General features: G+C 65.4%; 16 protein-coding genes. 5 read left to right on the forward strand and 11 right to left on the reverse strand.

Annotation, left to right across the window (positions count from 1 at the left end):
* Positions 1–63: 63 nt before the first annotated feature.
* The 3 genes from secA to LDN95_RS00380 form a co-directional block, all read right to left on the reverse strand.
* Positions 64–2,799 carry a preprotein translocase subunit SecA gene (gene secA / locus LDN95_RS00370; protein WP_226015640.1) on the reverse strand — a complete coding sequence of 912 codons (2,736 nt, stop codon included), beginning with the start codon at positions 2,797–2,799 and terminating at the stop codon, positions 64–66.
* 118 nt (positions 2,800–2,917) lie between these two features.
* On the reverse strand, positions 2,918–3,154 hold the full coding sequence (locus tag LDN95_RS00375) for a hypothetical protein (protein WP_226015641.1): 237 nt from the start codon (positions 3,152–3,154) through the stop codon (positions 2,918–2,920).
* Positions 3,155–3,261: 107 nt separating this feature from the next.
* Complete coding sequence (locus LDN95_RS00380) at positions 3,262–3,927, reverse strand: energy transducer TonB (protein ID WP_226015642.1); 666 nt, start codon at positions 3,925–3,927, stop codon at positions 3,262–3,264.
* Positions 3,928–3,979: 52 nt separating this feature from the next.
* Here LDN95_RS00380 and LDN95_RS00385 point away from each other — a divergent pair, with 52 nt between their 5' ends.
* From LDN95_RS00385 to LDN95_RS00400, 4 genes are read left to right on the forward strand one after another with little or no spacing between them, the layout of a single operon-like run.
* Positions 3,980–5,041, forward strand: coding sequence for an acyltransferase (locus LDN95_RS00385; protein WP_226015643.1), 1,062 nt, complete (start codon positions 3,980–3,982; stop codon positions 5,039–5,041).
* 18 nt (positions 5,042–5,059) lie between these two features.
* On the forward strand, positions 5,060–6,286 hold the full coding sequence (gene argJ, locus LDN95_RS00390; protein WP_226015644.1) for a bifunctional glutamate N-acetyltransferase/amino-acid acetyltransferase ArgJ: 1,227 nt from the start codon (positions 5,060–5,062) through the stop codon (positions 6,284–6,286).
* Positions 6,287–6,292: 6 nt separating this feature from the next.
* Positions 6,293–6,898 carry a glutathione S-transferase family protein gene (locus LDN95_RS00395; RefSeq protein ID WP_226015645.1) on the forward strand — a complete coding sequence of 202 codons (606 nt, stop codon included), beginning with the start codon at positions 6,293–6,295 and terminating at the stop codon, positions 6,896–6,898.
* Between the two features lie 10 nt (positions 6,899–6,908).
* Complete coding sequence (locus LDN95_RS00400; RefSeq protein WP_226015646.1) at positions 6,909–7,712, forward strand: inositol monophosphatase family protein; 804 nt, start codon at positions 6,909–6,911, stop codon at positions 7,710–7,712.
* A 31-nt stretch (positions 7,713–7,743) separates the two neighbouring features.
* Here LDN95_RS00400 and trxA read toward each other — a convergent pair whose 3' ends face one another.
* The 8 genes from trxA to ahcY form a co-directional block, all read right to left on the reverse strand.
* On the reverse strand, positions 7,744–8,064 hold the full coding sequence (gene trxA, locus LDN95_RS00405) for a thioredoxin (protein WP_226015647.1): 321 nt from the start codon (positions 8,062–8,064) through the stop codon (positions 7,744–7,746).
* Between the two features lie 74 nt (positions 8,065–8,138).
* Positions 8,139–11,648, reverse strand: a complete 3,510-nt coding sequence (addA, locus tag LDN95_RS00410) for a double-strand break repair helicase AddA (protein WP_226015648.1) — start codon at positions 11,646–11,648, stop codon at positions 8,139–8,141.
* Positions 11,645–14,704 (reverse strand): double-strand break repair protein AddB, encoded by a 3,060-nt coding sequence (gene addB, locus LDN95_RS00415; protein ID WP_226015649.1) that lies wholly within the window; start codon positions 14,702–14,704, stop codon positions 11,645–11,647. The genes addA and addB overlap by 4 nt, the downstream gene beginning before the upstream one ends.
* 1 nt (position 14,705) lies before the next feature.
* The gene (locus tag LDN95_RS00420) at positions 14,706–15,452 is read right to left on the reverse strand and encodes a nucleotidyltransferase family protein (RefSeq protein WP_226015650.1); all 747 of its coding nucleotides are present in this window, start codon (positions 15,450–15,452) and stop codon (positions 14,706–14,708) included.
* Entirely contained in the window at positions 15,449–16,441 is a 993-nt protein-coding gene (locus LDN95_RS00425; RefSeq protein ID WP_226015651.1) for an aminoglycoside phosphotransferase family protein, read from the reverse strand. Before LDN95_RS00425 ends, LDN95_RS00420 begins: the two co-directional genes overlap by 4 nt.
* Complete coding sequence (tsaE, locus tag LDN95_RS00430) at positions 16,432–16,887, reverse strand: tRNA (adenosine(37)-N6)-threonylcarbamoyltransferase complex ATPase subunit type 1 TsaE (RefSeq protein WP_370631625.1); 456 nt, start codon at positions 16,885–16,887, stop codon at positions 16,432–16,434. Before tsaE ends, LDN95_RS00425 begins: the two co-directional genes overlap by 10 nt.
* 1 nt (position 16,888) lies before the next feature.
* Entirely contained in the window at positions 16,889–19,252 is a 2,364-nt protein-coding gene (locus LDN95_RS00435) for a PAS domain-containing sensor histidine kinase (protein ID WP_226015652.1), read from the reverse strand.
* 99 nt (positions 19,253–19,351) lie between these two features.
* Positions 19,352–20,782: an adenosylhomocysteinase gene (gene ahcY / locus LDN95_RS00440; protein ID WP_226015653.1), complete on the reverse strand. Its 1,431-nt coding sequence runs from the start codon at positions 20,780–20,782 to the stop codon at positions 19,352–19,354.
* A gap of 222 nt (positions 20,783–21,004) precedes the next feature.
* Between ahcY and LDN95_RS00445 the strand changes: the two genes are divergently transcribed.
* Positions 21,005–21,484: a peroxiredoxin gene (locus LDN95_RS00445; RefSeq protein ID WP_226015654.1), complete on the forward strand. Its 480-nt coding sequence runs from the start codon at positions 21,005–21,007 to the stop codon at positions 21,482–21,484.
* The last annotated feature ends 176 nt before the right edge of the window (positions 21,485–21,660 follow it).

The following is a 21,660-nucleotide window of genomic DNA, read 5'->3' on the forward strand; positions in this document are numbered from 1 at the left end:
GGGAGCGCATCTGGCGCGCGCTCCCCGTCTGATGGCAAAGCCACTATCCGGGTCAGCGCACCCTCAGGCGGCGGCGCCGTGGCAGTGCTTGTACTTCTGGCCCGATCCGCACGGGCACGGCGCGTTGCGGCTGATCCCCTGCCCGGCATAAGGATCACCGGCAGGCTGCGCCTGTTCCAGTTGCCCTGCCTGGACGGTCCCGGTGAAGGCTCCGAACGGGATCGCCGCGCCTTCGACCCCGAACGGATTGGGTGCGCCCGGCGCGAAGTCGGTGCTCGTCAGGAAGTCGGGCAGCTCGGGAAGCTGGAAATCCTCGGGCGCGCGCATGCGGAACTCGGCCAGCATCAGAATGCGGGTCACGTCCTCGCGGATCGCTTCGAGCATCTTCTCGAACAGGCCGAAAGCTTCCTGCTTGTATTCGTTGATCGGGGTCTTCTGCGCATAGGCGCGCAGGAACACCACCTGACGCAAGGCGTCGAGCGTGGCGAGGTGTTCCTTCCAGTGATGGTCGAGCCGTTCGAGCAGGATCGACTTCTCAAGGCTCGCCCACGAGGCGGCGTCGATCTCGGCGATCTTGGCCGCCATGTGCGCGTCGGCCAGTTCGACCAGATGCCGCTCGATGGTTTCGGGTTCGATCCCGTCCTCGGCCACCCAGTCGTCGATCGGCGCATCCAGCCCCAGCACATCGAGCGTACGCGCCTTGAGTGCCGGGATATCCCACTGTTCCGGATAGGAATTGGGCGGGCAGGCATCGGCTACGATGGCGTTGACGGTATCGAGCCGCATGTCGTTGACGACCTCGCCCACGGTGTCGGCATCCATGATGTCGGCGCGCTGCTCGTAGATGACCTTGCGCTGGTCGTTCATCACGTCGTCGTATTCGACCACTTGCTTGCGCACGTCGTAGTTGCGCGCTTCAACCTTCTTCTGCGCGGTCTCGATCGCCTTTGACAGCCAGCGCGAACCGATCGCCTCGCCATCGGCCAGGTTCGAATTCATCATCCGCGAAAACAGGGTGTCGGGGCCGAAGATGCGCAGCAGATCGTCTTCAAGGCACAGATAGAACTTCGACAGGCCCGGGTCGCCCTGACGGCCCGAACGACCGCGCAACTGGTTGTCGATGCGGCGGCTTTCGTGGCGTTCGGTGCCGATGACGCACAGTCCGCCCGCTTCCAGTACCTTGCGCTTTTCCTCGGCGACTTCGGCCTTGATCCGGGCAATTCCGGCGTCGCGCTCGGGGCCTTCGGGCACGTCGCGCAGCTCATCCTCGATGCGGAATTCGGCATTGCCGCCCAACTGGATGTCGGTGCCGCGACCGGCCATGTTGGTAGCGATGGTCACCGCACCCATCCGCCCGGCCTGCGCCACGATATGGGCCTCCATCTCGTGGAAGCGGGCGTTCAGCACGTTGTGCTTGACGCCTTCCTTGTTCAGGAATTCCGAAAGCAGTTCGGACTTCTCGATGGAGACGGTGCCCACCAGGACCGGCTGCCCGGTCTCGTAGCGCTCGCGGATCAGGCGGGCGATGGCGCCGAACTTGTCGAGCGTGTTCTTGTAGAACTCGTCCTCTTCATCCACCCGCTTGACCGGGATGTTGGTCGGGATGGTCACGACGTTCATCTTGTAGATGTCGAAGAATTCCGCCGCCTCGGTCGCTGCGGTGCCGGTCATGCCCGAAATCTTGGGATACATGCGGAAATAGTTCTGGAACGTGATCGAGGCCATGGTCTGGTTCTCGGGCTCGATCCGCACGCCTTCCTTGGCCTCGACCGCCTGATGCAGCCCGTTCGACCAGCGACGCCCGTCCATCATGCGGCCGGTGAATTCGTCGATGATGACGACCTTGCCGTCCTTGACGATATAGTCGATGTCGCGCTTGAACATGACGTTGGCCTTCAACGCCTGGTCAAGGTGATGGACGACCATCGTGTTTTCAACGTCGTAGAGGTTCGAGCCGACCAGCAGTCCGGCGGCCTCAAGCTGGCGTTCGACCCATTCGACGCCGTCCTCGGTCAGCGACACGCTCTTGGACTTCTCGTCCGCCTCGTACAGCGAAGGCTCGATCGTCTTCACCACCGCATCGACCGAGATGTAGAGGTCGCTCTTGTCGTCGGTGGGGCCCGAAATGATCAGCGGGGTGCGCGCCTCGTCGATCAGGATCGAGTCGACTTCATCGACAATCGCGAAGTTGAAGGGCCGCTGCACCATCTGGCTGCGATCCTGCTTCATGTTGTCGCGCAGGTAGTCGAAGCCCAGCTCGTTGTTGGTGGCATAGGTAATATCGGCGTTGTAGGCCGCGCGGCGTTCCTCCTCGTCAAGGTTGGGCACGATCACGCCAACGCTCAACCCCAGGAACTTGTAGATCTGGCCCATCCATTCGCTGTCACGCTTGGCCAGATAGTCGTTGACGGTGACGACGTGGACGCCCTTGCCCTCGATGGCGTTGAGATAGGCGGCGAGCGTCGCCACCAGCGTCTTGCCCTCGCCCGTGCGCATTTCGGCGATCTCGCCACGGTGCAGCACCATGCCGCCGATCATCTGCACGTCAAAGTGGCGCATGCCATGCACGCGCAGCGCCGCTTCGCGGCAGGTGGCAAAGGCTTCGGGCAGAATGTCGTCGAGCGATTGCCCGGCGGCCAGCGCCTCACGGAACTTCACCGTCTGCGCGGCAAGCTGCTCGTCCGAAAGCGCCTGCACGTCGGGCTCGAAAGCGGCGATCTTGCGCACGACCTTGTCGAGCGATTTGACGTAACGGTCGTTGGACGAGCCGAAAATGGACTTGGCAAGTGCGCCGAACATGGGCGGATTCCTGATTACCGAATGGGAAAGTTGCAGGCAAAGTGCGCAAACGCCGCGCAAACCTGTTCAAAACAAGGCTGGCCTGATCAAAACAAGGCCGAAACGACGCGGCGGCGCGTTATTCGCGCGCGCGGTCGACCTTGATGATGACGCCGCACATGCGGGCAACGGCGGGCGCAAGCGCAGGCAATACCAGTGGCGCAGTACGCTCCAGACGGTATGCGGCGCGCGCCACGGCGGCCCGCAACGGGCAGGCCACGCTTGCCGTTGGCTGCGTGCTGGCCGCGCTTGCAGCGACGACTTCTGCCGACGACACCGCGTAAGCGGAGCCGGGCAGCGAAAGTCCGCTGAGCATGGCAAGAAGGACAAGCAACAAGCGCATCGTCGGGCCAGATAGGGCAGCCGAAGCGGTTCGTCCATTGCAGACGGCAATTTTTCCGGCTCGGAACTGCATGAGCGATGTCAGGGCGCCTCGACGGTCACCGAATACGTTGTCGTCACGCGGCGTGCCACCGGTTTGCCCGTTGGATCGAGATAGGGAGCCAAATGCTGCCCAAGGCGTCCGCACGGTCCGTCGCCCGCAACGTTTCCATAGCCTGCTGCAGCCCCATTTGTGCGCACGACCTTGCAATCGCTTACCGTGCCATCGGCCTGCACAACATAACTGTAAGTGAACAAGGTGGCTTCAACATGAATATCCCTTGGAATCTGCCAGCGAACCGAACTTCGGTAGGTGCTTGCTGCTGGCTTGCCGTTTCCGTCGGTCCCGGGCGTGAACCGCGCGCGCTGCATCAGCAGCAGGCACGTCTGGTTGTCGAGATCGGGCGAGGCGCTGCTCTGGGTAACCTCGCAGCCTGATGGAACGCCATCCACACCTATTGTCAGCAGAAAACCGACGACGCCCTCCACTTCGTTGCGCAATGCCGCGCTGGGATAGTCATTGCTTGTCACCCATTGCCCGGGACTGCCGCTGGGGGTGGGCCCGCGCGGCAGTGCCGCATGGGCCTGCGTGGCCAAAGTCAGTGCTGCTGCAACCGTCAAGGCGCGCAGCGCGGGGCGAACAAGGGGTGTCATCCGGGACAGCATCGGTAATCTATGGGACATCCCTTGCAGCAGGAAAAGGCCCAAAGTCGCTCAGCTCTTTACCAATCCTTAGCGCCGGATTTTTACCCTGATCGGGATGGCGCAGGGGCACAATCAGCACGGGCAGAGCGATGGAGCGCGCCTTGTCGTGCTCGACGGCTTGCGCGGGATTGCTGCGCTGATGGTGCTGATGGTCCATTTCGAGGGGCTTTCGGGCGAAACTTGGCTGTTCGAGCGCTGCTACCTCTCGGTCGACTTCTTCTTCATGCTCAGCGGATTCGTGCTGACGCCGATGATCGAGAATGGCGCCTCCAGTGTGCGCCAGGCGACACTGGTGATGGCGCGCCGTTGCGCACGCCTTTGGCCGCTCATCGGGCTTGGTGCGCTGTTCGGTACCATCAGCCATGCGCTCCTGTGGGGTTGGCCGAAGGTGTTCGATGTGCTGGTCCTGGCCATGGTGGGCCTGCCCCGGATAGTCCCCGACACCGATTTGCTGACTTATCCGCTCAATGCCCCACAATGGTCGTTGGTCGTCGAGCTGGCGATAAACGCCCTGCATCTGGCTGTGTTGCGCTATTTGCCGACGCGCACGCTGGTGGCGATTTCCGGGCTGTGCTGGATCGTACTGGCCATCGCAGCACACCATTTCGGCTCGCTCCAGATCGGCGCGCATGGAAATGATTGGGCGTTTGGCTTTGTCCGCGCTGGCTTTGCCTATCCGTTGGGCATCGCGCTTGCCCGCAATCGAGGCCGGTTGACGACGGGCACGCTGCCTTGGTGGACGTCGCTCGCGTTGTTGCCAGCTTTGCTCTTGGTGCCGAAAATCGCCAGAATTGACCTGAGCATCAGCGATCCCGTGGTGATCGCGTTGTTTGCGGGCGTTCTGGCGCTTGGAGCGGCAGCGCGACCGACCGCCCCCCTACCCCGCAGACTGACCTGGCTAGGCGAGATTTCGTTCCCGCTTTACGCCGTGCACTTCCCGATCCTGGAACTGGTGCATATCGTGACGTTGGACCTGCCGGTTGCCGGGCGCGCACTCGCGCTGCTGGCTGGGCTGGGGATGAGTTTTTGTGTGGCGAATGTTCTGGCCAAGTCGCCGTTCGCAAGGGGCATCCGCCTGCCCGCCGATCGTTTGCGGGCATTGAACGCGGCGACCTGAACCGCTAGGCCCCCGGCCATGTCCGACGCCGTATCTCCGCTCGCCCAGCCCTTTCCCGCCCTGCCCGCGATTGCAGGCGCCACGCCGCGCGTTGTGCGCGCCGGGTACAAGGACTGGGGCCGCTGCGATCTGACCTACGTGGAACTGGACGAAGGCACTGCCGTGGCCGGGGTGTTCACCCGCAACGTGTGCTGCTCGTCCGAAGTCGAACTCGGCCGCATCAACGTGGCGCAGGGCCAAGCCCGTGCGCTGGTGGTCAACGCGGGCAATTCTAACGCTTTCACCGGCTATCGCGGGCGTGAGGCGGTGGAGGCGATCATGGATCAGGTCGCAGCGCACCTCAATGCCCCGCGCGAACAGGTGTTCGTCTCCTCTACCGGGGTCATCGGCGTGCCTTTGCCCAAGGACAAGGCGCAGGCGGGGATCAGCGCCGCGTTCGATGCCGCGCCATGCTCGTGGGAAGATGCCGCGCGCACCATCGGCACGACCGACACCTTCGCCAAAGGCGTCACCGCCAGCGCGGTAATTGGCGGCGCCACGGTGCAGATCAGCGCGATCATCAAGGGTTCGGGCATGATTGCGCCCGACATGGCGACGATGCTGGGCTACATCTTCACCGACGCGGCGGTCAGCCCGGCATTCCTGCAACACGTGCTGAGCGCGGCCAACACGCGCACTTTCAGTTGCATCACGGTCGACAGCGACACCTCCACCAGCGACACCGTGCTGGCCTTTGCCACCGGCAAGGCAGGAAATGCGCCGCTGACCGGGTTCGACGACGCCGGCGCCGATGCCTTTGCCGCCGCGATCGAGCAGGTTTGCCGCGAGCTTGCCCATCTGGTGGTGCGCGATGGCGAAGGCGCGCAAAAGTTCATCGCGGTCAGCGTTTCGGGCGCAATTTCCGACGAAAGCGCCCGGATTGTCGGGCTATCCATCGCCAATTCGCCGCTGGTCAAGACCGCCATCGCGGGCGAGGACGCCAACTGGGGTCGCGTCGTGATGGCCGTCGGCAAGGCCGGGCAACCGGCCGACCGGGACCGGCTGTCTATCGGCTTTGGCGGCACCTGGGCCGCGCGCGATGGCCAACCGCTCGCCGACTATGACGAAGCCCCGGTGGCGGCGCACCTGCAGGGACAGGACATTTCGATAGAGGTCGACCTTGGCCTTGGCGAAGGCCGCGCCATGGTGTGGACGTGCGATCTGACGCATGGCTACATCGCCATCAACGCCGATTACCGGAGCTGACGCGCCATGATCACGCTGTGGGGCCGCATCAACTCGCACAACGTCAAGAAAGTCGTCTGGGCGCTTGGTGAAGCGCAGGTGCCGTTCGAGCGCATCGATATGGGCGGCAAGTTCGGCTATTCGCGGCAATATCAGGCGCTCAACCCCAATCGCATGGTCCCCGCGATCAGCGATGGCGATGTGCATCTGTGGGAATCCAACGCCATCTTGCGCTATCTGGCAGACGTCCATGCGCCGCAGCTGCGCGCCGACGACCCCGCAGTGCGCGCCAGTGGCGACAAATGGATGGACTGGCAGTTCCACTTTGCCGATGCGCAGCGCGATTCCTTCCTTGGAGTGGTGCGTCACGGCAAGGACGGCACCGACACCGCCGTTGCTGCTTCGGCCCGCGCCAGCGAAGCGATGATGGCCTTGCTCGATGCCGAGCTGGCGACGCGGGACTGGCTTTCCGGCCCGGCTTTCGGCATCGCCGACATGCCGATGGGGGTCTATGCCCATACCTACTTCGCGCTGGGCATCCCTCGTCCCGATCTGCCGCATCTGGCTGACTGGTACGCAAGGCTGCGCGAACGTCCCGCGTTCGCCGAGATTGCCGCGATTCCTCTCACATAAAGAGTTCTTTATGAGCGCCGCCCTCGATACCGCCGTCGCCGCGTTGATGAAGCGCGCGGTCGAAACCGCGATCCTGCCGCGTTACCAGCAACTTGCCGCCGATCAGGTGACAGCCAAGGCGGTGGACGACATGGTGACCATCGCCGACACCGATGCCGAGCGCATCCTTGCCGAAGGGCTCGCCGCGATCCTGCCCGAAGCGACCATCGTCGGCGAGGAGGCCGCGCATGCCGATCCTGCTGTGCTTGAGAGGCTCGGCGATTCGCTGTGCTGGATCATCGACCCTCTGGATGGCACCAACAACTTTGCCGCGGGCAAGCCGCCGTTCGGCGTGCTGGTGGCGCTCGCCGAACATGGCGTAGCGGTTGGCGGGTGGATCTACGATGCACTGACCGGTCGGGTGTGCAGCGCGCACAAGGGCAAGGGCGCCTTCCTCAACGGTGAGGCGCTGGTCAGCCGCACCACCGGGCAGGAACCGCCGGTTGCCGCCATCTCGCTGGTGTTTGCCGATCCGGTGCGCCGCGCCGCATTGCAGCAGCACATCGCGCCGCACTACACGCTGGTCGACATTCCGCGCTGTGCGGCGGAGCAATATCCGCGCATCGTCACCGGCATCAACGACGTGTCGATCTTCGAGCGCACGCTGGCGTGGGACCACGCGGCGGGCGTGCTGTTCGTCAATGAAGCGGGCGGCAAGGCCGCGCGTCCCGATGGATCGGCCTATCGCGTCGACCGCCATCTGGAGCCGGGGCTGGTCGCGGCGGCCAGCCCTGCCCTGTTCGATACACTGGCAGAGCGGCTGGCGCGGTTATGACCCCGCACCGCCACTCTGCCGCTGTCCATCGTTAAAGGACGCTTTCCAGCCAGCCCTTGAGCTGGCTCTTGGGTGCGGCGCCCAGCTTTTGCGCGACCGGCTTGCCATCCTTGAACAGCACCAGCAGCGGGATCGACTGCACACCGATCTTGCCGGGCACGTCGGTGTTTTCCATGATGTCCATCTTCACGATGTCGACCTTGTCGGCCAGTTCGCCCGCGATCTCTTCGAGCGCCGGGGCAATCATCTTGCACGGGCCGCACCAGTCGGCCCAGAAATCGACCAGCACGGGCTTGCCGGCGTTGAGCACGTCATGCTCGAAGCTGGCATCGGTTACGGCCTTGGTCGCCATGGCTTGCAATCTCCTGTTAGAACGATCCGAATTGTTGCCTGCAATCTAGGGTGCGGCGCGCAAGGCGCAACCGATCAGGCGGAAAAGGTTTCCTCCGGCCCCGAAAGGCCCAGCTTTTGCGCGTCGAGCAGCGCATCGGGCAGCGTGAACAGCACCGGGGCATGGGTATAGAGCAGCGCGGCTTCGACGATCCTGCCCGGATGGATCACCCGCAAGGCCGCGCGGTACGCCGCCATCTGGCGCAAATAGGCCGCTGGAATGTCCTCAAGCCGAACTGGTGGACGGCGCCCGGTCTTGAAATCGATGATCCGCACATGCGTAGGCGTGATCAGCAGGCGATCGATGGTGCCTGTGACTACCCGGTCCTCGACCAGCGCGGCCAGCGGCACTTCGGCCAGTGAACCGGGCCCGAACGCATCCTGCCAGTCAGGATGCGTCACGACCTGCAACGCGGCGCGCGCCATGTCCTGCCGCTCGCCTTCGGCAAACTGCGCGGCATTGCGTTTCAACCATTCCAGCGCCGCCACCTCGCGCCGCTCTGGCCCAAGGTCAGGAAGGCGCTCGATCAGCCGGTGGATCAGCGTGCCGCGTTGCGCCGCCTGAATGGCATGCGGCCCCGGCTTGACCGGCGGATCGGGCGCAGTCTCGTCGCCCAGCGAACTGGGTGCGAGCGGACGCGGCGGACGTGGTTCCGGGCCAACCGGCACGGTCAGCACGTCCGGCAACGGCTCCGGGGCTGGCATGATGGCCGGTTTCAGGCCAATCTGCGGCACGCCCTTGGGCCACTCCGCCAGACTGCCCAGTTCGCGCCTGCCACCCCACAACGGATCGTCGATCCAGTGGTCGGTGGCAAACAGCGGAGCAAGCCGGGCGTACCAACTGTCCTTGGGCGGTTCATCCACTCTGGCCGGTAGCGCGCCGGTGATGAACAGCGCCTCTTCGGCGCGGGTCATCGCGACATAGAGCAGGCGCCAGTGTTCCTGCCGTTCCTCGGCGCGGGCAAGATCCTCGGCCGCGCGCACGGCTGCGATTTTTTCGTCCTTGCGCAGCGGCGGCAGCGGCACCGGACGGCGCGCATCGAGCACGACCTCATCAAGTTCCAGCCCGCGCACCATCGCCTTGTCGGGATCGTCGGCCGCATCGGCCAGAATGACGATCGGCGCCTGCAATCCCTTCGAGCCGTGGACGGTCATCACCCGGACAAGTCCGTTGCTTCCCCCGGCTTCGCGCTTGATATCGCCATCGCCTGCGTCGAACCAGTTGAGGAACCCGACCAGACTGTGCGGATGCGCCGCGCCATAGGCCATCGCCGCGTTGAGCAATTCGGCGATCGGATCGGCCGCTTCCTCGCCCAGCCGTGCCACCAGCCGCCGGCGTCCATCCCATGGCCCCACCAGCAGCCAGTGCAGCAGGGCATCGGGCGAGACATAGTCCGCCCGCGCCAGCAGCGCGCCAAGCCGTTCGCGGGTTTCGCCGACCAGAGGCGCATCCAGCTGACGCAAGTGCTCCCACAAGGCAGCTTTGCGCGGCCGCCAGCCATGGGCAAGCAACTCCTCCTGCGTCCAGCCGATCAGCGGCGAGACCAGCAGGTTGGCAAGGTTCAGGTCATCGAGCGGCTGCGCGGCAAAGCGCAATGCGGCCAGCAAGTCCTTGACCGCCAACGGTGCGCCAAGCCGCAGCCGGTCGACCCCGGCCACCGGCACACCTTGCGCATGAAGCCGCGCGACGATCAGCCCAGCCAGTTCCTTGCGCTTGCGGACTAGGATCATGACATCGCCGGGCCCGGCCAACCGCGGCTCGCCCTTGCCCAGCGGAAAGCCGCGTTCCAGCCAGCCGCGCACCTGACGCGCCAGCGTGTCGGCCAGCGCGCGGTCGGGGCGCGACAGCCAGCCATCATCGCCGTCTGAGTCGTCAACCTCGTCGCCGAGGTTGGCCGCATCCTCGCCATCATCATGGCCGACCGCGCGCCACAACACGACCTTGCCCGCGCGCTCTTCGCCGACATGCGCTTCACGCGGCCCGCTCAGGCCGATCGCTTCGGGGCCGATGGCGTCGATCGCACGGTCAACGAAGTCGAGGATCGGCCGCGCCGTGCGGTACGATCTGCCCAACCCCAGATCGAGCAGGTCGCGCGCCGGATCGTCCAGCACCTGGGCAAGTTCGCCCAGTTGCTTTGCCACCCGATCGCGCGCGTCACGGAAGTTTTCGGGACTGGTGCCCTGAAAACGAAAGATCGCCTGCTTGTAGTCACCGACCACGAACAGCGTGCGATGCACCTCGCCATCGGGACCGTCGTCGTGCTGGCCCTGACCGCTGAAGAAATCATCGACCAGACCGTCAAGCACGATCCGCCACTGCGCCTTGTTGGTATCCTGCGCTTCATCGACCAGCACGTGATCGAACCGGCGGTCGAGCTTGAAGCGGATCCATTCGGCGCTGTCCTGCCGCGTCAGCAGCGCGGCGGCGGCGCGAATCTGGTCGTCGAAATCGATGAAACCTTCGCGCTGCTTGGCCTCGTCCCACGCCAGCGCAAAGCGCTGCCCCAGCGTGAGCGCGGGTTCGAGCAGATCGGCAAGGCGATGCCGCGCCAGCCATTCGCGCGCCTCCTCGATGCAGGCGATCACCCGCCCGGCATATTCGGCATAGTCGCCATCGACCTTGAGCAGGTTGCTCAGCCATTTCGGCTCGCCCTTGTCGTTGAGCAGGGCCTTGGCCATGGCGTCGAAGGTCTGCGCGCGTTCAGCCGCCGGGGCCGCCAGCCAAGCGCCGATGGGTGCGGCCATCTTGGCCCCGTTGGCGGTGTTCCACGCCAGTTGCGCGGTGTGGCAGCGGCGCAGCGAGCGCACGTCGAACGCATCGTCGGCAAAGATCGCGGCCAGCCCATCGGCGTCGGCATCCGCAGCCAGCCCCAGCACGCGGTTTATGCGCGGCCGCAGTGGGGACTGCCAAGCGCCGGGTCCATGCCACAAGTCGCGCGCCGCGGCACAGCGCAACAGATAGTCGCGCACTTGCACCTCGGTATAGCGCAGGCTGAGCAATGCCAGCGCATCGAGCAGGGTGTCGTCGCCCCGGTCCTGCGCGCTGACCAGCAAGTCGGCCAGCACGCGGTGGAACAGCAGGTCGCGGTCGCGATCCTCCATCGCGCGCGTGCCCGGCAGCAGCCCTGCCTCAACCGGAAAGGCCGACAGCAGCCACTGCGAGAACGCGTGGATCGTGCCGATGCGCAAGCCGCCGCCCGGACAATCGAGCACCGCGGCAAAACGGCTGCGCGCGCGCTGCACGGTGGCAGGATCGAACGGCGCGCCGATGGCCTTCAGATCGATCGCCAGTTGCGTGTCATCAAGCCGCACCCAGCGCGCCAGCACTTCGTTCACGCGGGTCGCCATTTCAGCCGCACCCGCCTTGGTGAAGGTGAGGCACAGCAATTGATCGGGTTCGACGCCGGGCTGGAGCAGCAAACGCAGCACCCGCGCCGACAGCACCTGGGTCTTGCCGGTGCCCGCCGACGCTGACAGCCACACCGTCCGCTCCGGCGCGACCGCCTGCAACTGGTTGTCCTTGAGCGGATAGACCTTCACGCTCATGCCGGGGTATCCTTGCGGTTTGCCCGGCCCTGCCATTCGTCGAGCCGCATCAACTGGTCGTAGTCGGAATAGCCCGGCAGATCGGGGTTGAGGCGCGCAGTGAAGGGCTCGTTCCCGAGGATCCAGCGATCGATCGCATCTTCCAGATAATCGAGTGTACGGGCGACGAACTCATCGCGTGGCAGGCCCGACTTGCGCCTGCCTTCCAGCACTGGCTCCTCGCAATAGCCGAAATCCGGGTTGCCCTGCTTGCGCGCCAGCGACCAGTATTCAAAGCCGTCGACCGCCCCGTCGGCCTCTTTGAAGCCGCCGCGTTCGGCGATCAGCGCGATCAGGCCTAGTTGCAGCGCATAACCCTGTTCGACCATCCGGGCCGACGGCGGTTTGCCGGTCTTGTAATCGACCACCGCCAGCTTGCCGTCGGGCAAATGGTCGATGCGGTCGGCCTTGCCGTGCAAGCGGACCCCCTTGATTTGGATGTCACCCCATTTCTCGGAAAGGGCCACAATCCGCCCTTGTTGCTGCAAGGCGATCTGCCGCTCCTCGATCCAGCGCAGCGCCTCAAGCAGACGGGGTTGCCACAGCGCGCGCATGAACGGATGGCCGCTCATCGCGGAAAGCTGGCGTTCGGCTTCGGCCACCAGCCCGCCGGGCGGAGCGCCCGCTTCGTGCCAGGCTTCAAGCACCCCGTGCACGGCGGTGCCTTTCCACGCCGGGCTGGGCGCGGCATCAAGCGCATCGAGCGCGCGCAAGTTGAGGATGGCCGAGGCGTAGAATTGATAGGGATCTCCGCGCAACCGGTCGAGCGCAGTGGCCGCGATATCGACCTTGCGCTGTTCGGCTGATGGCATCGGCTTGGGCTGCGGCGCGGGGGCAACCGCTATGTCCACCCGGCCAAGTCGGCGGGCATGGCGCACCGCATCAGCCTCGATCGCCACATGGTCGCCAAGCATCGCATGGATGCGCAGCAGGAAACGCGAAGCGATTGCCGGACCCGCCGCATCGCGCCGGGCATGGCTGAGCACCACCTCTGGCGCCCCCAGCGCTCCGGCAAGGTCATGCGCGGCAAGGCCGATGCGGAAATCGGCGCCGGGAATCCCCAGCGCGCGCAGTACCGCAGGCGCCAGCAAGGCATCGGTCGCGGGCGCGCCCGGCCAGCTACCCTCGGTCAGCCCGGCGCAGATCACCAGATCGGCACGGCTCATCCGCGCCTCAAGCAGACCATAGATGGCAAGGCGCGGATGACCACCATAGGGCGGACGCACCGCAATCTCGCCAAGCGCATCGCGCAGCAGTGCGGCCACTTCGGCGGGCGGTGCGGTCAGACTGGCTTGCGCGGCAGCGGCGGTCCATTGCTCGACAAAGGCGGCCAGCGCGCGCCCGGCAGGCTGCGCCCACAGCGCCTCTCCGCACAGCGCCTCGGCCGTCTGGGCAAGCTGCACCAGCGTGGCGTCAAGCGGCACCGCGCCCTCAAGCATCAGCAGCGGCGCCAGCAAGGCTTCGACGTGCGGCCACCAGCTTTCAAGCTGGGGGAAGTCCTTGCGACGTGCGGTCAACAGGGCACCGATGGCTGCTGTGCCCGGCCCCGGACGCGGGCCGCGCAACGCCAGATCGAGCAGGCGCACATGATCCAGCCAGTCGGCGCGCTCGGGCCCGCTGGCCACCAGAGGATGGCCCAGCAGCGCCAGCAACGGCACCGGCGCGGCGGCCTCGGCCCAGGTGTCTGCCAGATGGAGCAGCAGCCGTCCCGGCGCGGTCTGCGCCAGCGGAATGCCCGCGCTGTCGTCGGCCTGGATGTTCCAGCGCCCCAGATGCGCGACAATGCGCTGCGCCAGCGCGCGGTCGGGCGTGATCACCGCCACGCGCCGTTCGGGCACTGCCAACGCCTCACGCACCAGCACGGCAACGGCTTGCGCCTCCTCGTCCGGATGGGCGCTTTCCATCAGCCGGACGCCCGACAAACGCCGCTGTTCGGCAGGCAAGGTGGCCCACTTGGCGCTCGCTTCGGGTGGCAGGAACAAGTTCGAGATCGCCCGGCTGCGCGCAGGTGGCGCGGCGGCAAGGCCCGAACGGTGCCATGGCTGCACTTCGTCGCGCGCCAGCCCCATGCGGTTGAGCAGCAGCTTGAGGTGATACTGCGGGTGCGTGGTGGCATCACCGCGCCCGAACACCGGCCCGCCCGCCTCGCGCGGTTGCCCGGCAAGGCCCAGCGCATCCCACACCGGTTGGTCGAGCGTCAGATCGAGATCGGGCAGGATCACCGCGCCCCGGGGAAGCTCTGCCACCACGCGCAGCAGCCTTGCCACCGCGGGCGACGCCGAAGTGACCCCTGCCGCCACCACCGGGTGCGCCGGGGGCTGTTGCGCCCACGCCGAAGCGATGTGCTGCAGCAACCGGTTGCGCCGCACGGGCGGATCGATCGCGCCGCGCTCGTCCAGTTCGGCCTGCCAGCGGATCAGCGTGGCGGCGAACAGGCGGGTATTGTCCTTCCAGTGTTGCGATAGTTCCCCGACAACCCCGACCAGATCGGGATCAAGCAGGTGCATGCAATCGACATCCTCGACGCCCAACCGGTCGATCGCCCCTACGACATTGCGCGCCTGACGCAGCAGGCTGGCCTCGCCGGTCCCGGTGGGCACTTCGCCCCGCAGCAGATCGGCGATGCGCAAAAGGCGCAGCACTGGATCGATGGCGGGCGGAACGTCGGCCCCTGCCCGCAGCGGATCGAGCAGCGGTCCCAGCGTCTCGTCCAGATCGAGATCGCCGACCACGGCCATGCGCGGTAACAGCAAGCCACCATGGCCATCCGCAGCGCTTGCCCGCACGAACGCCTCGGTCACGGTGCGCACCGCGCGGGTGCTGGGCAGAAGCAGCGTCAACCGGGCAAGGCCGAACGCCTCTTCGCGGTAGCGGGGGATCAGACCGGCGACGAGCGCGTCGGCAAAACCCCGGTGCGCGGCGATGGAATAGACCTGCGGCCGATGCCGGCCATCGGCGACGTTGCCGTCCTTTTGACCAACCCCATGGTCATCATCGGCCACGCCAGCCCCGCTCATGTCAAAGCTGGGTCAGGGCAAGTTCGGTCGGCCCGATCATCTGCGGGGTGCCCACTTCATACCACAAGCCGGTATGGGAAATGCCGAACAGCCGACCTTCCTCGATCGCCCGATCCCACAACACGCTGGTGGAGAACGCCCCATCCGGCGCATCGCGCAGCAACCGCTGCGAGACAAGCTGAATGCCGGTGAAGATGAACGGCGCCACGCGGCCAGGCTTGCGCCGGGTGATCCGGCCCAACTGGTCGAGGTGGAAATCGCCGCGCCCGTCATAGTTGAACGCCTGCGCATGGCTGACCAGCAACAGCAGCGCGTCCATCCGCTCCTCGTCCCAGGCATCGCTGAGCGCGGCAAAGGCGTTGCGCGGCCCATCGAGCCAGATCGCATCGCTGTTCAGGCTGAAGAACGTCTCCGCCGCGATCAGCGGCAGCGCGTGCAGCAAGCCACCGCCGGTTTCAAGCAAGCCCTCGGTCTCATCCGAAATGGCAATGGCAGGAGCCTGCCGCGCTGCCAGATGTGCGGTCATCTGGTCGGCAAGGTAATGCACGTTGACCACCGTGCGTGCGACCCCGGCTTCCTCAAGCTTGTCGAGCGCATAGTCGATCAACGGCTTGCCACAGACGCGGACCAGAGGTTTGGGCCGGGCCGCGGTCAGCGGGCGCATGCGCTTGCCCATGCCTGCTGCAAGGATCATCGCCACGTCGCTGGCGAGCGGCTTTTGCCCGAAGGTATCGGCAGCGTCGCTCATCGTTCGAACCTTCCGCCGAGCACGCCCGCCGGATCGCGCAATTCATCGGGAATGTTGCGGTCGAACCAGCGTGCCACCGGGGCCAGTGCCGGGTGCGCCAGATCGCGCTCCAGCATGGCCCACACGCGCGGGATGTAGTCGAGGTAGCGTGGCTTTCCATCGCGCTTCCACAGGCGCACGAAAATGCCGATGATCTTGGCATTGCGCTGGGCGCCAAGGCGGGCGTAATCGCCCAGAAACTCGTCATTGGCGCCAGTGCGTTCGCAGTAGTGATCGAACATCTTCGCTTCCAGTTCGGGGGCCACTTCGCGCCGCGCATCCTGCAACAGCGAAACCAGATCATAGGCCGGATGGCCGACCAGCGCGTCCTGAAAATCGAGCAGGCCCTGCCGTTCGATCCCGCCGTCGAGCATGATGTTTTCGGCGTGATAGTCACGCAGCACGGTAACGCCGGGGCGCTGGGCGATCAGGATCGGCGCGAGCACTTCCTCCCAAGCCGCGTTCCAACTGCGCCCATCGACATACAATCCGCGTGCCGGGCAGAACCAGTCGACGAACAGCTTGGCCTCACGCTGGTACTCGGCCAGCGAATACTGGGTGAACGGACCGCCCGGCAGCCGGTGCAACTGCACCAGCGTATCGATGGCGGTGCGATAGACCGCCTCTTCGTCCTCGGGCCAGGCATCGACATACTCGCGCATCCGCACATTGCCGAAATCCTGCAGCAGCACCCAGCCATGGGTGGCTGCCTCATGCAGGATACGCGGCGCGCGCAAGCCGTTGTCATCCAGCCAGCGGGCCGCGCGCACGAACGGCTGCGGGTCTTCCTGCGGCGGAGGCGCATACATCAGCATCGCGGTATCCGCAGCCCGCTCGACGCGGAAATAACGGCGGAACGAGGCATCGCCGGGCAACGGCTCGATGGTTGCTCCGGCCCAGCCCGCATCGGCGAGAAAAGCCGGGGCGCTATCGGGGATTGTCAATTCCATGACCCTCGCTCTAGCCAATCCTGCCCGGGCTCGACAATGGCCCGGCGACCGTTTTCGTCGGATTCCATGCAGATCGACAGACAGCCCGCCTCATGCGCAAAGCCACCGGCGTGGTCGGGCCACTCGGCGATCAGCGCGGCGCCCTCGCGATAGTCGTCCAGACCGATTTCGGCGAGTTCGGCTGGGTCTTTGAGACGATAGAAGTCGGCATGGATCACCGGCAGGCGAACTTGCGGCGGATCATAGGGTTCGATGATCGCAAAGCTGGGACTGGGCACTTCGCCTTCATGCCCCAGCGCGCGGATGACCGCGCGAGCGAGCGTGGTCTTGCCCGCGCCCAGCGTACCGGTCAGCGCCACGACATCGCCCGCGCGCAGCCGTGAAGCGATGCGCGCGGCCAAGGCGGTGGTGGCGTCCAGATCAGGCAGGTCGATGGTGGCGATCACGTCAGGCTCCCGGCAGAGCGATGATGGCGCTGGTGCCGCCACCGGGCTCGGATTGCAATTCTATGGTGCCGCCATGCGCTTCGATCAACTGGCGCACCAGCGGCAGCCCAAGGCCGGCGCGCCGCTCGATCGTCTTGCCATCGGCGCTGACCTTCAACCCTTCAAAGGCGCGTGCCAACTGGCCGCCGTCCATACCCCGGCCATTGTCGGAGACCACGACCTGGATGCCGCCGCCCTTCCCTTTGCCCTTGATCCGTCCGGTGTCGATCAGGATGCGCCCGCCTTCGGGCGTGGCGGCAATGGCATTGTCGAGCAACTGGCCAAACGCCCGGCGCAATCGGCGGTCGTCGCCGGTGACGGTGCCGATGGCGGAAGAACCGCGCAAGTCGAGCGTAAGCCCCGCCGCCGCGATCCGCTCGGCGCGTTCACGCGCAACCTCGCTCAGCAAGGCGAACAGATCGACCGGCTCACGCGCCAGCGGCAGCGTCCCGGCCTCGCTTTGCGACAAGTCGAGTACGTTCTCGATCTGCTCACCCAACCGTTCGACCGAGGTGAGGATTGCCGCGACGTATTCCTGTGCTTTTGGCGGCAGCTCCCCGGCGATGCCACCCTGCAGCATTTCGGCAAAGCCACCGATCGAGGTCAGCGGCGTGCGGAATTCATAGCTCATGTTGGCGATGAAGCGGGTTTTGACCGAGTCCGCCTCAACCAGCGCGGCATTGCGTTCGCGCAGCGCGGCTTCGGCCTTTTGCGAGTCGGTGATGTCGAGCACGGTCAGCAACCCATTGCCATCGGGCAGCGGCACCCCGGCAAATTCGAAGTAGCGGCCGTCGGCCAGCGCCAGTCGGCCGCTCATCTGCTTGCGGTCGAGCGTGGCCGACTGGATCACCTGCCCGATGGTGCCCACTTGCGCCGGGCGCTTGAGCAGGCCTGCCAGCCGGTTGAGCAGCATGTCGGCGCGCGGATGGGTATCGAGGAACGCCTCGTCGAGTACGAAATCGGCGGCAAAGCGACGATTCCACAATTGCAGCCGCCCATCTGGCCCGAACACCGCAAGCGATTCGAACAAGTTGTCGAACGTGGCGGTGCGGGTGCGCAGCAAGGTGTCGCGCATCGCAGACAGTTGCAGTTGCTCGGTCCGGTCCTCAAAGATCATCAGCAGCCCGCCATCGGGCATCGGCTGACCGATCACGCGCAAGTGGGTGCCATCGTGCAAGTGCCAGGGCTCCTCACGCGGTTCGCGCGAGAGGAACCAGCCCTGCCGTTCGCGCCGCCATTCGGGAAAATCGCGCACTTCGGGAAGGCGGCCACCATCGCGCATCCGATCGAGCACGCGGTCGAACGGCGGGGTATCGACCACCCACGCCTGCGGCATAGCGAACAGGCGCAGGAACGGCTGGTTGGCGAACACCAGATTGCGCCGGTCATCGAACTGCGCGATCCCCGCCGACAGAGTGTCGAGCATCTGGCGTTGCGCTTCGCGGAAGCGGCGGAACTGGCGGATCAGTTCCTCCATTTCCTCGATATCGACCGCGTATCCGGCCACCCCTTCGTCACCGAGTGGCAGGTCGATGACCCGCATCGTGCGCCGCTGTCCGCCGATTGTGGCCGACACGATCCGCTCGACCGGCGCGCGCTTGTCGCGCACCTGCCGCGCCACTTGCGCAGGCGTAAGGCCCTGATCGGGTTCGACCAGTTCGACATCGGCGGCAATCACTGCTTCGGCACTGCGCGAACCGACTGCCTTGACATAGGCGCTGTTGACCAGCCGCAGCCGCATATCCCGGCCCCTGAACCACATCGGCAGCGGCGCGGCCTCGATCAGGCCGGACAGCCCCGCAAAGTCCGAACGCGCCTCTGCCGCCTCGGCGCGCAGGCTGCGCAGTTCGGCCTCACTGTCCGAAAAGTCGAAGAACCACACCAGCGCCGCGCCGCCCGGCGAGACTTGCGGATCGGCTAGGTGACCGCGCAGGCCAAGGCTCTTGTCCGTGCCGCGCGCCCGCAGCACCAGCCGGAATGGCGTTCCGGTGCGCTGCGCCTTGCGCACGGCGTCAGCCAGACGCGACAGTTGCACTTCATCGAAGCCGCGATCCGGGGCATCCAACTCGGAAAGGAAGCCGGGCATCGCCTCAAACCCGAACCAGCCGGCCAGTCTGGGCGGTCCTTCGATCCGCCCGTCGGCGCGCACCAGCAGCGGCAGCGCGGGCGATTCCTCGATCATGCGCGAAAGGCGGCGGGCCTGCCGCTGCCCGCTTTCGGCCCTGCGCAACCGCGCCCGCGCGGACAGCATCACCCAGGTTGCGGCCACGGTCCAACCGGCCAGCAGCAGACCGATCAGGACAAGTACGGCTTGGTTCTGCAACATCGTGCCTTGGCTAGGCAGTCATGCGCCGAAACACAATGCCGGACGCGCCCATGATGGTGGACGCGTCCGGCATGTACGCACGAAAATCGACCGATCGGATCAGTAGCGATAGTGATCGGGCTTGAACGGTCCGGCCGGCGTAACGCCGATATAGGCGGCCTGCTTGGGCGAAAGCGTCGTCAGCTTCACGCCCAGCTTTTCGAGATGCAGTGCCGCGACCTTTTCATCCAGATGCTTGGGCAGCACGTGGACCTTGTTGTCATAATCCGCCGCCTTGGTGAACAGTTCGATCTGGGCCAGCGTCTGGTTGGTGAAGCTGGCGCTCATCACGAAGCTGGGGTGGCCGGTGGCGCAGCCCAGGTTGACCAACCGGCCCTTGGCCAGAATGATGATCTGCTTGCCCGCGCCGCCATCTTCAGCGGGAAACTCGACCAGATCGGTGCCGGGCTTCACTTCGGTCCACTTGTAGTTCGACAGCGCCGAGATCTGGATCTCGCTGTCGAAGTGGCCGATGTTGCACACGATGCTCATCGGCTTCATCGCGGCCATGTGCTGGGCGGTGATCACGTCTTCGTTGCCGGTGGCGGTGACGAAGATGTCGGCGCGGGTCACCGCGTCCTCCATCGTGACCACTTCATAGCCTTCCATCGCGGCCTGCAATGCGCAGATCGGATCGATTTCGGTGACGATCACGCGCGCACCGCCATTGCGCAGCGACGCAGCGCTGCCCTTGCCCACGTCACCAAAGCCCGCAACGCAGGCGACCTTGCCGGCCAGCATCACGTCGGTGGCGCGGCGGATGGCGTCGACCAGCGATTCCTTGCAGCCGTACAAGTTGTCGAACTTCGACTTGGTCACGCTGTCGTTGACGTTGATCGCGGGGAACGGCAACTTGCCGTCCTTGGCGATCTGGTACAGCCGATGAACGCCGGTCGTCGTCTCTTCGGACACGCCCTTGATGTGGGCGACCGAGATGGTCAGGTAGCCGGGCTTGCGCTTGATAAAGGCCTTGAGCGCGCGCTGGAACTCGATTTCCTCGGCGTTCGAAGGTTCGGGCATGGTGTCGCCCGCTTCCAGCCGCGCGCCCCACAGTGCGAACATCGTGGCGTCGCCGCCATCGTCGAGGATCAGGTTCGCGGTCTGGCCCTCGCCATCATCCCAGTCGAAGATGCGGCCGACATAGTCCCAGTACTCGCCAAGCGTCTCGCCCTTGATCGCGAACACGGGAATACCTGCGGCGGCAATCGCGGCGGCGGCATGGTCCTGCGTCGAATAGATGTTGCAGGTCGCCCAGCGCACTTGCGCGCCAAGCGCCACCAGCGTTTCGATCAGCACCGCGGTCTGGATCGTCATGTGCAAAGACCCGGTGATCCGCGCGCCCTTGAGCGGTTGCGAGGGGCCGAATTCGCGGCGCAGTGCCATCAGGCCCGGCATCTCGGTTTCGGCGATGGCGATTTCGGCGCGACCGAATTCGGCAAGGCCGATATCGGCGATCACGTAATCCTTTTCGGCTTCGAGCACGCTGGCCACGCTGAAATCTCCTGAATGGCTGAATTTGAATCGGTGTTCGACCCGGTGAACGGGTCGGCTCTTGGTCGGCAATAGCCATTCGAGCTACCCCGCGCAAACTTTATATAAAGAAAACTTTATATGAGTAGTTCGCACGCGATCGGTGGCGGTGCGTGGTTGCGCTGTCACACGCGCTGCCTATATCTCTCCACGCCAATACTCGCATAGAAAGGATACCTGGGGATGACGATCGCGGTTGGAGACAAATTGCCCGACGTGAAGCTGGTCAAGGCCACGCAGGACGGGCCCGAAGCGGTGCAGAGTGCCGACTATTTCGCCGGCAAGCGCGTTGCACTGTTCTCGGTGCCGGGTGCCTTCACCCCCACCTGCTCGGCCAAGCACCTGCCCGGCTACGTCGAAAAGGCTGCCGAACTCAAGGCCGCTGGCATCGACGAAATCGTCGGCACGGCCGTCAACGATGCCTTCGTGCTCAAGGCATGGGGCGCCGCCAGCGGCTCGCCCGACGTCACGCTTCTGGCCGATGGCAACGCCGATTTCGTCAAGGCACTGGGCCTGACGCTCGATGGCTCGGGCTTCGGCCTTGGTCTGCGCGGCCAGCGCTTCGCGCTCGTCGTCAACGACGGTGTAGTCGAACAGGTCCATGTCGAAGCACCTGGTGAATTCAAGGTCAGCTCGGCCGAATACGTGCTCGAACACCTCTGATTTCATTCGCGCCGCAAGGTGTCATGCAGCGGGCCGTTCCTTCGGGAGCGGCCCGTTCGTGCATTCGGACCGCGCATTGCGCAGCCGAGACGAAAAGCACTTGCGAGACAGCCTGTCGCCTGCCAGCCCCGTTGCAGACGAAACCAAGACAGGACTTCCCCCCGGATGCGTGCAGT

This window comes from Novosphingobium sp. FKTRR1, from assembly GCF_020404405.1.
Lineage (GTDB): Bacteria > Pseudomonadota > Alphaproteobacteria > Sphingomonadales > Sphingomonadaceae > Novosphingobium.

Excerpts from the sequence above, each read along its gene's own strand:
- addA (WP_226015648.1), bottom strand. The coding sequence starts at position 11,648 with ATGAGCGTGAAGGTCTATCCGCTCAAGGACAACCAGTTGCAGGCGGTC.
- argJ (WP_226015644.1), top strand. The coding sequence starts at position 5,060 with ATGTCCGACGCCGTATCTCCGCTCGCCCAGCCCTTTCCCGCCCTGCCC.
- LDN95_RS00400 (WP_226015646.1), top strand. The coding sequence starts at position 6,909 with ATGAGCGCCGCCCTCGATACCGCCGTCGCCGCGTTGATGAAGCGCGCG.
- LDN95_RS00445 (WP_226015654.1), top strand. The coding sequence starts at position 21,005 with ATGACGATCGCGGTTGGAGACAAATTGCCCGACGTGAAGCTGGTCAAG.
- LDN95_RS00395 (WP_226015645.1), top strand. The coding sequence starts at position 6,293 with ATGATCACGCTGTGGGGCCGCATCAACTCGCACAACGTCAAGAAAGTC.
- addB (WP_226015649.1), bottom strand. The coding sequence starts at position 14,704 with ATGAGCGGGGCTGGCGTGGCCGATGATGACCATGGGGTTGGTCAAAAG.
- LDN95_RS00420 (WP_226015650.1), bottom strand. The coding sequence starts at position 15,452 with ATGAGCGACGCTGCCGATACCTTCGGGCAAAAGCCGCTCGCCAGCGAC.
- LDN95_RS00375 (WP_226015641.1), bottom strand. The coding sequence starts at position 3,154 with ATGCTCAGCGGACTTTCGCTGCCCGGCTCCGCTTACGCGGTGTCGTCG.
- trxA (WP_226015647.1), bottom strand. The coding sequence starts at position 8,064 with ATGGCGACCAAGGCCGTAACCGATGCCAGCTTCGAGCATGACGTGCTC.
- LDN95_RS00425 (WP_226015651.1), bottom strand. The coding sequence starts at position 16,441 with ATGGAATTGACAATCCCCGATAGCGCCCCGGCTTTTCTCGCCGATGCG.
- secA (WP_226015640.1), bottom strand. The coding sequence starts at position 2,799 with ATGTTCGGCGCACTTGCCAAGTCCATTTTCGGCTCGTCCAACGACCGT.
- LDN95_RS00435 (WP_226015652.1), bottom strand. The coding sequence starts at position 19,252 with ATGTTGCAGAACCAAGCCGTACTTGTCCTGATCGGTCTGCTGCTGGCC.
- LDN95_RS00385 (WP_226015643.1), top strand. The coding sequence starts at position 3,980 with ATGGCGCAGGGGCACAATCAGCACGGGCAGAGCGATGGAGCGCGCCTT.